At 53.2% G+C, this 13,305-nt stretch carries 17 protein-coding genes; 4 read left to right on the top strand and 13 right to left on the bottom strand.

The window, feature by feature from the left end:
* Window positions 1–152 precede the first annotated feature (152 nt).
* Window positions 153–596, top strand: coding sequence for a deoxycytidylate deaminase (locus AYW79_RS02725; protein ID WP_335339609.1), 444 nt, complete (start codon window positions 153–155; stop codon window positions 594–596).
* Between the two features lie 31 nt (window positions 597–627).
* Complete coding sequence (gene cmpA, locus AYW79_RS15430) at window positions 628–756, top strand: cortex morphogenetic protein CmpA (RefSeq protein ID WP_143216269.1); 129 nt, start codon at window positions 628–630, stop codon at window positions 754–756.
* Between the two features lie 65 nt (window positions 757–821).
* Here cmpA and AYW79_RS02720 read toward each other — a convergent pair whose 3' ends face one another.
* From AYW79_RS02720 to AYW79_RS02670, 11 genes are all read right to left on the bottom strand, one after another.
* Window positions 822–1,229: a S1 domain-containing RNA-binding protein gene (locus AYW79_RS02720; RefSeq protein ID WP_067561269.1), complete on the bottom strand. Its 408-nt coding sequence runs from the start codon at window positions 1,227–1,229 to the stop codon at window positions 822–824.
* An 85-nt stretch (window positions 1,230–1,314) separates the two neighbouring features.
* On the bottom strand, window positions 1,315–1,650 hold the full coding sequence (locus AYW79_RS15750) for an FtsB family cell division protein (RefSeq protein ID WP_067561267.1): 336 nt from the start codon (window positions 1,648–1,650) through the stop codon (window positions 1,315–1,317).
* An 11-nt stretch (window positions 1,651–1,661) separates the two neighbouring features.
* Complete coding sequence (yabQ, locus tag AYW79_RS02710; RefSeq protein WP_067561266.1) at window positions 1,662–2,297, bottom strand: spore cortex biosynthesis protein YabQ; 636 nt, start codon at window positions 2,295–2,297, stop codon at window positions 1,662–1,664.
* A gap of 6 nt (window positions 2,298–2,303) precedes the next feature.
* Window positions 2,304–2,600 (bottom strand): sporulation protein YabP, encoded by a 297-nt coding sequence (gene yabP / locus AYW79_RS02705; RefSeq protein WP_067561264.1) that lies wholly within the window; start codon window positions 2,598–2,600, stop codon window positions 2,304–2,306.
* A 118-nt stretch (window positions 2,601–2,718) separates the two neighbouring features.
* The gene (locus AYW79_RS02700; protein WP_067561262.1) at window positions 2,719–3,003 is read right to left on the bottom strand and encodes an RNA-binding S4 domain-containing protein; all 285 of its coding nucleotides are present in this window, start codon (window positions 3,001–3,003) and stop codon (window positions 2,719–2,721) included.
* Window positions 3,000–3,275 (bottom strand): HU family DNA-binding protein, encoded by a 276-nt coding sequence (locus AYW79_RS02695; RefSeq protein WP_067561260.1) that lies wholly within the window; start codon window positions 3,273–3,275, stop codon window positions 3,000–3,002. Before AYW79_RS02695 ends, AYW79_RS02700 begins: the two co-directional genes overlap by 4 nt.
* A 42-nt stretch (window positions 3,276–3,317) precedes the next feature.
* Complete coding sequence (yabN, locus tag AYW79_RS02690; RefSeq protein ID WP_067952583.1) at window positions 3,318–4,811, bottom strand: bifunctional methyltransferase/pyrophosphohydrolase YabN; 1,494 nt, start codon at window positions 4,809–4,811, stop codon at window positions 3,318–3,320.
* A 20-nt stretch (window positions 4,812–4,831) separates the two neighbouring features.
* Complete coding sequence (locus AYW79_RS02685) at window positions 4,832–6,493, bottom strand: putative polysaccharide biosynthesis protein (RefSeq protein WP_067561256.1); 1,662 nt, start codon at window positions 6,491–6,493, stop codon at window positions 4,832–4,834.
* 79 nt (window positions 6,494–6,572) lie between these two features.
* The gene (locus tag AYW79_RS02680) at window positions 6,573–8,075 is read right to left on the bottom strand and encodes a carboxypeptidase M32 (RefSeq protein WP_067561253.1); all 1,503 of its coding nucleotides are present in this window, start codon (window positions 8,073–8,075) and stop codon (window positions 6,573–6,575) included.
* A 15-nt stretch (window positions 8,076–8,090) separates the two neighbouring features.
* Window positions 8,091–8,459: a VOC family protein gene (locus AYW79_RS02675; RefSeq protein WP_067561251.1), complete on the bottom strand. Its 369-nt coding sequence runs from the start codon at window positions 8,457–8,459 to the stop codon at window positions 8,091–8,093.
* A gap of 78 nt (window positions 8,460–8,537) precedes the next feature.
* Complete coding sequence (locus tag AYW79_RS02670; protein WP_067561249.1) at window positions 8,538–9,392, bottom strand: DMT family transporter; 855 nt, start codon at window positions 9,390–9,392, stop codon at window positions 8,538–8,540.
* A 404-nt stretch (window positions 9,393–9,796) separates the two neighbouring features.
* Here AYW79_RS02670 and AYW79_RS02665 point away from each other — a divergent pair, with 404 nt between their 5' ends.
* Window positions 9,797–10,381, top strand: coding sequence for a Uma2 family endonuclease (locus tag AYW79_RS02665; RefSeq protein WP_231877724.1), 585 nt, complete (start codon window positions 9,797–9,799; stop codon window positions 10,379–10,381).
* 13 nt (window positions 10,382–10,394) lie between these two features.
* Window positions 10,395–11,348 (top strand): alpha/beta fold hydrolase, encoded by a 954-nt coding sequence (locus AYW79_RS02660; protein WP_067561247.1) that lies wholly within the window; start codon window positions 10,395–10,397, stop codon window positions 11,346–11,348.
* A gap of 22 nt (window positions 11,349–11,370) precedes the next feature.
* Here the strand turns inward: AYW79_RS02660 and rlmH are convergent, their stop codons facing one another.
* Window positions 11,371–11,835 (bottom strand): 23S rRNA (pseudouridine(1915)-N(3))-methyltransferase RlmH, encoded by a 465-nt coding sequence (gene rlmH, locus AYW79_RS02655; RefSeq protein WP_067561245.1) that lies wholly within the window; start codon window positions 11,833–11,835, stop codon window positions 11,371–11,373.
* 73 nt (window positions 11,836–11,908) lie between these two features.
* Window positions 11,909–13,210, bottom strand: a complete 1,302-nt coding sequence (locus tag AYW79_RS02650; protein WP_067561243.1) for a S1C family serine protease — start codon at window positions 13,208–13,210, stop codon at window positions 11,909–11,911.
* Window positions 13,211–13,305: the final 95 nt, after the last annotated feature.

The raw sequence follows: 13,305 nt of genomic DNA, 5'->3' as shown, positions 1-13,305 counted from the left end.
GTTTTTATTCTACTCACGCCGCAGTACGAAGGTTGTCACAATTTGTATGAAAAACCAGCAAATTTTACGACAAAGTTTTTACGTCGCGACGCGGGTTGCGCACGCCGTGAGAAAACCCCATAATGAGGCAAAAACAAAGGGGAACCACGGACGTGCGCAAACCCTGGGATCACTATTTTATGGAAGTTGCCGCGATGGTTTCGACACGCGCGACGTGCCCGCGCCGACAAGTGGGCGCAGTCCTTGTCAGAGATCGACGAACGATCGCCTCAGGTTACAACGGTAGTGTGTCGGGCGATGAACATTGCGAGGATGTCGGATGCAACGTGGTTGATGATCACTGCATACGCACCATTCACGCAGAAAGCAATGCGATTTTGCAATGCGCCAAATTCGGCGTCAGCACAGAAGGCGCTACGATGTATGTGACGCATTTCCCGTGCCTTCAGTGCACCAAACAAATCATTCAATCAGGAATCACAAGTGTCATCTATGGGGAAGCGTATCGAGTCGACGCGTATGCATTAGAGTTATTGAAACGCGCTAAAGTCACGGTTCTAAAACTTTCGGACCAAAACGAGGTGTTGGGCGTATAGTGTAGCATCCCTGAACAAGGAGCTGTCTTTTATGCCGACATGGCTTAAAAACCAGTTAACGCGCGCATTTCGAGATGGAGATAAGCGGTCGGTGATTATGCTGAATCGCGTGTACTACAAATATCGAAGAAACACTCACTCCGTTGAATCCACCCCTTAAGAGGGATGTTTAAAAAGAAAACGCAGCAAGCCAGTCCTTCTGCTTGCTGCGTTTTCTATCACAAACTAACCGCGACGACCGCCGCGCCCACCACGCTTCGAGTCACTGCGCCGCAGTGCCTGTAAGCGATCTTCACTATCTCTCATGAATCGGCTCATTTTGTCTTCAAACGTCTGTCGGTTCATGCCGCCACCGCCACCACCGTGTGGACGTCTCGGAGGGCGTGCCGCAACCGGTGGGCGATCTTGCGCCTGGCGGATCGATAGACCTATTTTATTATTATCGAGATTAATCACTTTCACCGTAACTGGGTCGTTTACCTTCAGGTGTTCGTTTATGTCTCGCACATAGGAGTCAGCAATCTCAGAGATGTGTACGAGGCCCGTCTCTCCTCCTGGCAATAACACAAAAGCCCCAAAATGGGTGATACCCGTGACTTTTCCTTCAAGTTTGTTGCCCACTTCAATTGCCATAAAAGAGATAGGTCCCCCTCTGATCATCACTTCATCACTACAGATTATACTCATGCTTGAAAAAAGGTGTCAAGAATTTGTAGACTTACTTCGGGCTGTTATTTGCATTTCCCGTAGTAAAAAGAATCTCGCCTGGTTGAATGAGATTGTATTTCTGTTCAGCCAACTGGGCGATATACGAATCTGTAGAGAGATTCTTGACTTGGCGAGACAGCGAATCCGCAAGAATTCTTGCGTTTTGCAACTGACTGATCACCTGTTGCTTGGCGAACGCCTGTTGCAAAAGCAGCGGTCGCTGCACAAAGAAGTAGACGTATCCTCCCCAAACGAGAAACGTAGCAACCACCAAGTACCTCAGTTTAAAGCGACTGCGCAGACGTGATCCTGATGCGATTTGCACCACGTTTGAGGGCTGTTTCATTCTATCTTCCTTTACTCCTCTTGATCTTCCGGCGCATCCTGATTGCCTTTGTCTTTCAAAGGATGAATCCATTTTGTAATTCTTTTCTGCACAGTATCCCACTTTTCCTTCACGGTAACGATGCTTGGCCGCATTTTTTTTAGCCCAAACAGAGCCAGACGAGTTCCAAAGTGTTTTAGCCCTCTGGCCGAAGTGACAACGGGCCATAAAACAAGCGGTTCCACCGCCCCTAATCCGCGGTCAATCGATCGCGCAAGCAGGCGCACACCTCGCAACACCGTGAGAATCGGTCGAATGATCGTCGCATAGATCGCTTGTCCAATCCACAGAATTGCGCGATAGATAAGACGCAGAATAAACGCTGTGCTCGCGATGACGAGCGGTCTTGCAATAAAATGGTAGAGCGCGTACCCCACGAGCAAGAGCGCAAAAATAACGATACGCACCTCACCGTGGTTGACGCCCAGCAACAGAGTGAAAACAAAGATGATGCCAAAAAGCCAGAAAGAGAGATCAAAAAGTGCAGAGAACCTCCGCAAAAATCTCCACTCGCGCTGGGCCGTGCGGTACACGTCGTGAATCACTCCCAGGAGTGCGCCCGTCATCGTCATCAGTGTCGCTGTCGCGTATTGAACCGTGATATCCATCGCGAATCAGCGAAACAATCGTGATAACAGTTTTTTGCCCTTTTCCGCACCATGGTATCCGTCATCGAGGTACGTCAAGTCAAAGACGACGCCCTCAATACTGACGAGTCCCGTTTCCAGACTCAGCGCTTTGATGTGTAAGTTTTCACCGCGAATGGATAACATTCCACTGCTCGTCTGGAGCACAAACTCTTTCGTGTCGAATGACTCGATATTTTGCACGCCTGTCACTTCGGTGTATTGGCGATTGACACTGAGTACCTGGTGCTTGTCAAACTCCCGACGCGTTCGCTCATCCGCCACAGCACATCCCCCCGAACCTTTGCGACACCGCTCAGATGTCGCGCTGTTTCGGTACTACTCTATGGCGAATCGCGGAAGGTTAGAACCGCGAGGAAGGCGAAAAAGAGGACGAGCTCACTTAGTCGTCCTCTTCATTCTCAAGGTCATCGGGCAATCGATTGTCGGAGAGCACCGTATACATCTCGTGCGCCACTTCTTTTCGCGCATTCTCCGCGATTTTCTCCACGCGCACCGCCATCGTGCGCGAGCCAAAGCGCAACTCGATCACATCGCCCACAGCAACCTCTGTCCCCGCTTTCGCCACGCGGCCGCCCACATTCACGCGGCCGCTGTCGCACACCTCTTTGGCGAGGGTGCGACGCTTGATCAAACGAGAGACTTTGAGGTACTTATCCAGCCTCACGCTTTGGTGAATTCCCGCAGCTTGTTGCCTGGTTTAAAGGCGGGGATGGACGACTCTGGGATCTCGATTGACTCACCTGTCTGAGGATTGCGACCGCTGCGCGCCTTGCGCTTACGCGTTTCAAACGTGCCAAACCCGATCAGTTGAACTTTGTCGCCAGCTGCCAAGGCTTCTGAGATCGAATCGAGCAGTGTGTTGACCGTCAGTTCGACATCTTTTTTCTTGAGACCGCTTTTCTCGGAAATCTTATTGACGAGATCAATTTTGTTCATGGGCCTGTACCCCTTCCGATATGGGAGAATCTCCAAAACTGACTATTCGTTGTCAGTTAACGTATTTCCTGCTTTTCTCATGTTTTCTTTCGCATTTTGCCAAAGTTTCTCTAAAAGATCAAGACTCAACCCGTGAATTTCAAGGTTTTTTTCACTCGCAACCCGTTCCATGTGGTCAAATCGCGCGCGAAACTTCAAATTTGCACGTTTCAGGGCAGATTCTGGATCAATCTCATAAAAGCGTGCCAAATTAAGCAGTGAGAAGAGAACGTCGCCAAACTCATCTTCGCGTTCGTCGATCCCGATAGCATCTGCAAACTCGCGCAACTCCTCGTCCACTTTGGCGTAGATTTGCACTACGTCTGTGAAATCGAATCCGACTTCTGCCGCGCGCCTCTGCAGTTTGACACTCTGCGCAAAAGGAGGAAGCGCTCGACTGACGCGATCCATAAACGTCGCGTGCTCTGTCCCTTTCCTGCGCCGCTCCTCCGCTTTAATCGTTTGCCAGTTTGAGATGACCTCGTCTGACGTGAGCACTGCCTGCTCCGTAAAAACGTGAGGATGCCGACGAATCAATTTCTCGCTCAAATGGCCGATGATATCATCCATGGTGAATTCCCCGTCTTCGGCGCCTATCTCTGCGTGTAGCGCCACTTGCAAGAGAAGGTCGCCAAGCTCGTCCACGAGCGCATCCGTATCCTCTTGCTCAATGGCATGCACCACTTCATACGCCTCTTCGATCGCGTATCGCCGCAGCGAGAGATGCGTCTGCTCTTGGTCCCATGGGCACCCGTCTGGACCGCGCAAGCGGGAGACGATCGCGCGCAACTCGTGAAATTGGCGGCGCAAGAGATGCGCGTCAGCACTTGGTGGAACGTACAGCGTCGTAAGGTGATCGATCGTCTCCAGGCGATCCAGTTGGTAGACAGGCACGCGTTGTACGCGCTCTTGCCCTGCTACGCCAACCGATTGCGCAAGAAGCACTTCGTATTCGTCCCCGTAAATTTCTGCGAGCGCGATCTTGACCTCATTCGCGATCATCGGATTATACATCTGGAGAAGAACGGTGTGCTGCCGCGGGTTGAGCTGATGTGCCGCGAGGTCTGTCGCGTCAAGCAGGAGCACGCCCTCGACTGGATCCACGTCGATACGCAGAAACAGATCGTCAAGAAAACTCTGCCCTGGCCCGAATACCAACTCATGACCCGCGCTCGGGATGCGTTCGCGCAACAGGCGCACCGTTTTTTCCGCGACCGCCGGGTGACCCGGAACGGCGTAGAGTACATCGCCATACTTCGCGGTGGCGGCGAGAAGTTCTTCGACAATCCGCGTATACACCTCATCGAAATCGTCCGCTTGGTCATAGATGGCGTCAAAGCTCTGAAACAAGACACCCTCTTTTCGCAAGTCGTCGACAACAGGATGGCGATCCGTTCGCAAATACACCGCGCTTGAGGAAAGCAACCTCCGATACGCGCCAAGCGGGAGCGCATCGAGCGCTCCCGCACCTAACCCAATGACCGTAAGGCGGCCCACAAGCATCCACCCTTTCTTAATCAGAGGATACCTATTCGCTTAAACGTGCGAGCGAGTGGCCTCCCTACCTTTGGAACCGCCGAGAGTTCACGATCTGTGAGCCCGCCTGAGACGAGCAGCGCGATGAGGTAGACGACGATGCCAATGCCTACCCCGAGCATCGTGACTACTGTCGCATCAAGCCGCGTCGACAAGATCACGTGGATTCTCTCCCATTGGCGATAGACCGCAAACGTGAATGCCCCCATAATGCCAGATGCCACAAGGGGGCGCAAGAGCCAGTCGCGCGCTGAGGAGCCGAGCGAGACGATGCGGCGCAGCGCCATAAGGTTATAGAGTGCGGCCAATCCATAGCTGACAGCCGTCGCCATCGCCGCTCCGTCAATGCCATAGCGCGGAACCAACAGCAGGTTCAACCCTATTTTGACCGCTGTTCCGAGCAGGAGGCTGTGAAACGGAATAAAGACGCGGCCAATCCCCTGCAAACTTGCCGCCAGTGCAATCTGAAGCGTACTAAACACCGTGGCAATCGCCAAAATCTGGATGCTGTGATACCCGGCTGCGTTGCGAAACAGCATGATATCAATCGGGCGCGCCAGCACAGTCAAGCCAACGGCCGCAGGGATCGAGAAGAGCGCCGTCATGCGCAGCCCAGTTTGCACGCGCTCTGCGATTCCGTCCGCATTGCGCAGCGTGTGCGCCTCCGAGACGGAGGGAAGCAGCGCCGCGCCAACGGAGCTCGCAAGCGTTGCCGGGAGCATCGCCAGTTTGAAAGCGCGCCCCGACAGCAGCCCAAAGGCGCGCGTCGCCGCCTCCTGGGTGAAGCCTTGATGCTTCAGCAGATTCGTCACCGTCAGCGCGTCAACGTTGCTGATGATCGGAATAACCAGCGCGCCCAAACTAACAGGCACCGCATAGTAGATCAATTGCCACACAAGCGAACGCGTGCTTCTTCGTCCTTCACGCGGCGCGTGATCGCGGTGTGACGCTCCCTTGCCTGCGCTGCCTTGGTGAGCGCCGCTCGCACGTTCCATACGTCCATGCTTGCGCGCCCTCAGGGCGTATCCTGCGAGAACGCCCCACGCAGCGAGGCCGCCTGTCACCGCCCCAAACGCAGCCACAGCCGCCGCAATCGGGTTGCCCATGCCAAGACGAATCGCAATGTACGCGCCGCAGAGAATGGTTGTGACGCGGATCAACTGTTCAATCAATTGCGAGATCGCCGTCGGTTTCATTTGCTGCCAGCCCTGGAAGTATCCGCGCAGGCTGCTCACCATCGGCACGATAAAGAGCGCCGGGGCAATTGCGCGAATCGCGTACACCGAGCGCGGATCACCGGAGATGCGCGCAAACTGCGCGGCAAAAAGGTAGAGCCCGACGGCCGTGACCATGCCCAGCACACCGAGTAGTACAGAGGAGACGCGATAGACGCGGCGCGCCGATTCTACGTCCCCAAATGCCGCATGCTCACTCACAAACTTGGACACCGCGACGGGAAACCCAGCCGTCGAGATGATGAGCAACGTCGCATAGATGGGATAAGCCATCTGATAGAGGCCCATCCCGCTATCACCGATGACATTCTGCAAAAATACCGTATAAATCGAGCCCATCACTTTAGAGAGAATCGCAGCCAACGTGAGGATGGCCGCACCTTTAACCATTGCACGACTTGAAGGCACAGCCACGCACCCCTGTCCATCATTCTCATGGGAGTATATGGACAAGTGCGAGATTGTAGCACTCCCGCGCGCAGTCGGTTTACGACAAGCCGTAGAGTGGCACGTACTTCTTCTCAAAATAGCGAATCAGCGCGTCCGCTTGCAATGGCTGACCTGTGATTTCCAGCACGAGTTCACTCGGCTCGCGCATTCCACCAAAGCGATGAATACGCTCGCGGAACCACTCCCGTATGGGCATTAGCTCGCCCCGCCGTACATCATCCCACAGATTGGGCATTTCCTCCTCAAGTTTCTCTGCGAACTGAGCACTGTAGAGATTCCCGAGCGCGTACGATGGGAAATAGCCGAAGTCGCCGCCTGACCAGTGCACATCCTGCAAAACGCCGTCCGCATCCGTATCTGGTACAACCCCTACGTACTCCTTCATTCGCGAACGCCACAGTTCAGGCAGATCGGTGACGCGCGCGTCACCGGAAATCAGCGCTTTCTCGATCTCATAGCGCACCATGATATGCAGATTGTAGGTCAGTTCGTCCGCCTCGACACGGATCAGACTAGGCTTAACTGCGTTGATTGCCGCGTAAAACGCATCCCGTGACGTGTCCCCCAGCGCATCTGGAAACACCACTTGTAAATCTCCGTAAAAACGCTCCCAAAATGGCATACTGCGCCCGAGAATGTTCTCCCAAAACCGCGATTGCGACTCGTGAATGCCCATCGATGTTCCACCAAAAAGCGGCGTTCCAAAGAGCGCAGGGTCAACCCCTTGCTCGTAGAGCGCGTGGCCTCCTTCGTGAATCGTGCCGAAAATCGCCGCATTGAAGAAATACGGCAGATAACGCGTGGTCACGCGCGCATCGCCCAATGAAATCGTCGTTTGAAACGGATGCGCTGTCTCATCGAGGCGTCCCGCCTGTAGGTCATACCCGATCTTTTCAAGAATAGCCAGGCTAAATACGCGCTGTTTTTGCGGATCATAGAAGCGCTCAAGAATCGATGTGTCCGGCTGCTTTGCTTCGCGAATCTTATCAAGTAAGCGCAGCGTCTCCTCGCGCAGTTTGGCAAAAAGCGGGTCGACAGTCGCCATCGTCAAATCAGGTTCATACTCATCGAGCAGTGCGTCATACGCCTGGCCTTTCCAGTCCCGATACTGGATAAACTCACGCTTCATCTCGACGATCTCTGTCAAATAAGGGGCAAACGACGCAAAATCATTTGCTTCGCGCGCATCCACCCACACCGCCTCAGCCTTTGAGGTCAATCGGGCAAATGCCTCTAATCGAGCGAGCGGGATGCGCTCGATCCGCTCAAGCTGCTTTTGCGTGCGCAAAAAAGAACGGCGCGTCACCTCGTCAAGCGACGACGCGCGCGCCGCAAGCGTTTCCATAAGACTTTGCATCGGTGCCCCGAGCAGCAAACGAAACCGCTCTCCCGCGAGTGTCGAGAGAACTTGTGCGCGGCCTTCGACCCCTTTTTTCGGAAGCTTCGTGCGTGAATCCCAAGAAAGCAACGCGATGGCGCTGTCGTAATCAGAAATTTTCTGCAGCAAATCTTGAAATTCTTGAACGTAGTTTTTTCCCAAGAGAAGATTCTCTCCTTACCGTTTAAAATAGTTAAGAATAAAGCAAATTCGGTTGCGGCGATCCACCACTTGTCCGTGTAGCGCGCCAAAGAACGTATCCTGCAACTCGACCGTGACTTCTCCGTCTGCCTTTAGCGTTTCGTATGTATTTCGAATCTCTTCTTCACTCTCGCATTGCACAATCAGTTTCACATTCTCACTCACAGGTTGTCGGCCATACGTTGCCGAAAAATGAATCAGACTATCGCCCAGATGCAGTTCCGCATGCATGACGACACCGTCTTGTTTATTCAGGATTTTTACATCTCCACCAAAAATCTTTTGGTAATATTCAACCGACGATGCCACGTCTTCGACAATGACATAAGGACTTACATTTTTCACGATCCGTTCACCATCCTTCTTCCGTTCCCAACACTTTACATTATAGCGCAAGATCTTTTAATTTTGTTGTTCAAGACCCTACAGACTGGCGAGAACCGCACCGAAAATGGTGACAACGCCGCCGCCGATCGACAGAATCGACACCGTTTCGCGGAGCAACAGAATGCCAAAAATTACGGTCCAAACCGGTAACAAATTGATATACGGCGCTGCGCGACCTGCGCCCACGATCTTCACTCCCGTGTTCCACGCGAGGTATGCCCCCACGGATGCAAACGTGCTCACATAGAGGACAGAGAGCCATGCCAAAGGCGTCATGTGAATCATGTTCAGACGCACCGTGCCGATGCAACTCAGTGCGCTGAAAAGCGTTCCATAAACGGCGGCGCCTGCGGTCATGGTCAGCGGATCCATCGTCTTTCCAAAACGTTTCCCAAGTACCGTATAGATCCCCCACGCGATGCAGGAGAAGACAATCTCCGTCTCTCCGACAATCGACGATTGACCGTTTGCCGCGTGCTCGCCTTGGATTAAGATCACCACCCCCATGATGGAAAGAAGCGCCCCCAGCCACGCCTTAGCTTTGACACGCTCTTTTAGAATGAGCGGCGTAAATAGAAGAATGGCAATCGGAATCCCCGCCGAAATCATTCCCGCCTGTGCGGCGCTGATGCTGCGCAATCCCAGATAAGTGAGCGTAGAGAACGCAAAAATCCCCACAAAACCGAGCAGGGCAAATTTTTTCCACTGCGAGAAGAGCGGAAGCTTTTTGTGATTCATGGACAACATGCCAAAAAGGAGCAGGCTGGAAATTGCCCAGCGAACCGTATTCAGCAAGTTTGACGGCAGTGCAGGCGCCAAATAGCGCCCACAGATGTAATTGCCACCCCAAAGAATGGTGGCAGTGACAAGCAACATGATTCCACGTTTCATTTGTCCCCTGACCCTCTCGAAAATCCTTTTCTTGATCGATATCCTCGAGATAACGGATGATCGGATCATCCGTTCTTACCGCATTCTATCACGACGAACTGAAGCATGGCGTAACCCGATTCACATCGCAATCTGCCCATGCGCATTGCCATGAACAGCTAACATTTGTCGTAAGTAAAGTGGGACGCGTGTAGTATGGTATTGTTGGAGATGGGTCATCGATATAGAGTTCTAGCATTCAACTGAAAGTAATGAAGTCTTTATGAGCTACAGAAGTCAAAGGGGAGTGCTGTGCGGCACGAAATAGTCTCATCCATGAGGCAAGTCATACAAAAAAGCCGTTTTACTGCAATCCCAATTTTGTTAGCATAAGTATATCGTGATGTGTGTCGGAGGAATTCCTATTGAAGGATCAGAAGAATTCACGCGCTCATGATCAACCTATGACATATGAAGAATACGCAGGATTGCCAGATGACGGATTTCGGTACGAGCTCGTTGGGCAACAGCTTGATGTGATGAGCCCCACCCCCTCCGTACTTCATCAACTCGTGGTTTCTGCGATGAGGGATGTATTATTAAAAACATGCGAAGCAGAGTATCTTATCGTGCTGAGTCCTGTTGACGTGGTCTTTTCAAGCCGTGACGTGCGCCAACCCGACTTGGTCATGGTGCACCGGGAGCGAATGGGAATCGTTCACGTAAAGGGAATTTTTGGAGTACCCGATTTGATTGTGGAAGTCTTGTCGCCAGGCAGTTTTGAGCGAGACCGCAAAGAGAAATGGAAGACCTACGAAGCCTATCAAGTGCCAGAATACTGGCTGGTCGATTCATTGAACGGAACCGTTGAGCAGTATGAGTACACAAATGGCCAACTTCACCTTTGCGCAGTGTATGAGGCGCATCAACCGATTTACTCCGTGCGGCTTCCGTGTGTGAGTTTCACGATGTCCTCGATTCTTCTAACCCTTCCGAAATTGACCGAATAAAGGAGCTCAATTCATGACAAAAATTACCGAGGGATTCATTCCAGTGACAGGCGGTAATGTGTGGTACCGAAAAACTGGGGACGGCAATAAAATCCCATTGCTCGTAATGCACGGCGGTCCTGGAAGCTCGACCATGGAGTCAGACATCATTCAAACATTAGGCGATAGCCGCGCCGTCATTCACTATGATCAGCTGGGGAGTGGCAAGTCGGACCGTCCGACCGATCCCTCCCTTTGGAAGGTGGAGCGCTTCGTTGAAGAACTCGGACAAGTAAGGTCAGCGCTCGGCCTCGATGAGGTGCATCTTCTCGGCCACTCGTGGGGCACCATGCTCGCAGCAGCGTATCTCCTGGGCTTTGCAAGTGGCAGCTTGGTCGATGGCAAAGCGGATCGCGAGCACAGCGAAAGCACACTCGCGATGCCCACAAAACCGGTGGGTGTTCACAGCGTCACCTTTTCGAGTCCAGCACTCAGCGCACCGATGTGGGAACGCGATCAACGCGCATACCTAAAGGCATTTCCTCAACGTGTTCAGGATGTGATCGAACGCTGCGAGCGTGACGGATCAACCGACACAGAAGCGTATCAAGAAGCAATGATGCTGTTTTATCGACGCCACGTTTGTCGGCTCGACCCGTGGCCGCAAAAGATTCTTGACGCATTTGCCGTCACCAATCACCAAGTCTATGAAACGATGTGGGGCGCGTCTGAGTTTACGGTGACAGGGACATTGAAAACCTTCGACGTGACAGGGCGCATGGGCGAGTTGACGCTACCGAGTCTTTTCACATGTGGAAGGTATGACGAAGCCACACCTGAGACCACAGCCTATTACGCCAGCTTGGTAGCCGGAGCGCGTTTTCACGTTTTTGAACACAGTGCACACATGACCATCCAGGAGGAACCAGAGGAATTCGCGCGCGTCTTAAGGGAGTTTCTGGCTGACGTAGAAGCTACGAACGCTTGAACCTAACTGCGGGCGCCGTGAATCACTTGTGGTACGACGCACCCTGCTTAATTCGAAACGCGCGATAGATCTGCTCCAGCAGCATCGTCCGCATCATCTGGTGAGGAAACGTTAACGCCGAGAAACTCAAATGCCAATCCGACCGCTGCAACACAGCGGGGGAGAGACCATTGGATCCACCAATGATAAACACATAGCGACCCGATCCGCGCGCGCTCATACGCTCCAATCGAGCCGCCAGTTGAGGCGACGTAACCACTTCACCGTCAATGGCGAGCGCGACCACATAGTCGCGTTCGCGCAGTTGTGAGAGAATCCGTGCACCTTCCTCGTCAAGCACCCGATTCATGTCTTTTCCATCCGCCTCGTCCGCAACCTCGACGACTTGAACCGTCGCGTAAGGGGACAAACGCTTTCGATACTCAGCCTCGGCATCCCGCCAGTAACGCTCTTTCACCTTACCGACAGCCACGATCACGATCTGCATGCGAGTGATCCCCTCTCCATCCCATCATGCCCACATTGAATTCAAGGCTTGAGGTGCAATCCAGGAGAGTGCTTTACGGGAACGAGAATCCACTGCCGCTGCCGCTTCCACTCCCGCCGCCACCTGAGAATGGATTGGGGATCACAAACGATCCCCCGCCAATACTGCTTGACGCCGTTGGTGGCTGATATGGTGGCAGTTGGCCTAACACAAGCGGTGAGGTATACTTTTGCTGACCGCGATAATACGTAACCTGAACCTTATCCCCCGCTTTGAAGTGATCCCAAAGGACTGCGCGCAAATCAGAGAACCCAGTAATTTTATACTGATTGATCCCAACGATGACGTCGCCGTGCTCAATGCCAGAAGCCTTCGCCGAGTTGCTGTCAACCTTGTATACCCAAACCCCATAATTCACAGGAACATTCGGCTGATACTCTTGCGGCACGGCAGCGAGTGACTCTCCTTCGATGCCGAGCGCCGGGTGGGATGCATGCCCCGTCTGAACAATCTCCGTCGCAATCGTTCGCACCTCATTGATCGGGATAGAGAAGCCCATCCCCTCAAATCCCTTGGCGACAATCTTTGAACTGTTAATCCCAATGATCTGCCCATCAATGTTACAAAGAGGACCGCCAGAATTACCCGGGTTGATCGCCGCATCCGTCTGCAGCACCGTCTCCTCGCCAATCACCTGACCTGTCGCCTCATCCTGAACAGGCATCGTGCGCTGCGTCGCGCTAATCACGCCAACTGTCACACTGTCACTAAAATCAAGTCCAGCCGGATTCCCGATCGCAATGGCAGGATCCCCTGGCTCAAGCAGCGCCGAGTTGCCAAAAACAGCGACATTGCGCGGCTTGATATCACTCCCGGGAATCTTTAAAACCGCGAGATCTGTATATGGATCCGTACCGACGACCGTCGCATAGACGTGCCGCCCGTCGTGTAACACCACTTCGACCTTCGTCGCGCCTTCAACAACGTGATTGTTGGTGACAATGTATCCGTGCAGGTCAAAAATGACGCCCGAACCAACACCCGCCTCTTGAAGAACATTTGCAGTTCCCGCCGCATTCGGCGCATATTGCATGTTGATCACACCGACGACCGCGGGCGTGACTTTGCGTACAGCGGTGACAATTCCATCATTTACATTGACCGAGATCGTCTGAGCCGCACGCGCTGAGACCGGTTGTAAATTAGCATCGGTCGCAGCAGCCAGCGCACCCGAATTGTTGAGGAGATAGTCGCCCACCGCAAGCGTCGATCCCGACCCGATCAACGCCGAAACGACTACAACTGCAACCCACTTTCCAGCGCCAGACCGCGCCCTCCGCTCACTGCGAAACTCACCGTCATCGTAATAGCCCATGGCTTAACCTCCTTTACAGCCGTTTCGCTCCATAAATTATAAAAAGTCACGCACATACAAACAAGCGATCGCCCACACCCCATGTAGCGAACGCC

The sequence above is a fragment of the Ferroacidibacillus organovorans genome (genome assembly GCF_001642725.1).
Lineage (GTDB): Bacteria > Bacillota > Bacilli > Alicyclobacillales > SLC66 > Ferroacidibacillus > Ferroacidibacillus organovorans.
Note: the sequence above shows the minus strand (reverse complement) of the source record. Positions and strands in the feature narration are given on the sequence as shown.

Excerpts from the sequence above, each read along its gene's own strand:
- cmpA (WP_143216269.1), top strand. The coding sequence starts at position 628 with ATGCCGACATGGCTTAAAAACCAGTTAACGCGCGCATTTCGAGATGGA.
- AYW79_RS02720 (WP_067561269.1), bottom strand. The coding sequence starts at position 1,229 with ATGGCAATTGAAGTGGGCAACAAACTTGAAGGAAAAGTCACGGGTATC.
- AYW79_RS15750 (WP_067561267.1), bottom strand. The coding sequence starts at position 1,650 with ATGAAACAGCCCTCAAACGTGGTGCAAATCGCATCAGGATCACGTCTG.
- yabQ (WP_067561266.1), bottom strand. The coding sequence starts at position 2,297 with ATGGATATCACGGTTCAATACGCGACAGCGACACTGATGACGATGACG.
- AYW79_RS02695 (WP_067561260.1), bottom strand. The coding sequence starts at position 3,275 with ATGAACAAAATTGATCTCGTCAATAAGATTTCCGAGAAAAGCGGTCTC.
- AYW79_RS02670 (WP_067561249.1), bottom strand. The coding sequence starts at position 9,392 with ATGAAACGTGGAATCATGTTGCTTGTCACTGCCACCATTCTTTGGGGT.
- AYW79_RS02660 (WP_067561247.1), top strand. The coding sequence starts at position 10,395 with ATGACAAAAATTACCGAGGGATTCATTCCAGTGACAGGCGGTAATGTG.
- rlmH (WP_067561245.1), bottom strand. The coding sequence starts at position 11,835 with ATGCAGATCGTGATCGTGGCTGTCGGTAAGGTGAAAGAGCGTTACTGG.
- AYW79_RS02650 (WP_067561243.1), bottom strand. The coding sequence starts at position 13,210 with ATGGGCTATTACGATGACGGTGAGTTTCGCAGTGAGCGGAGGGCGCGG.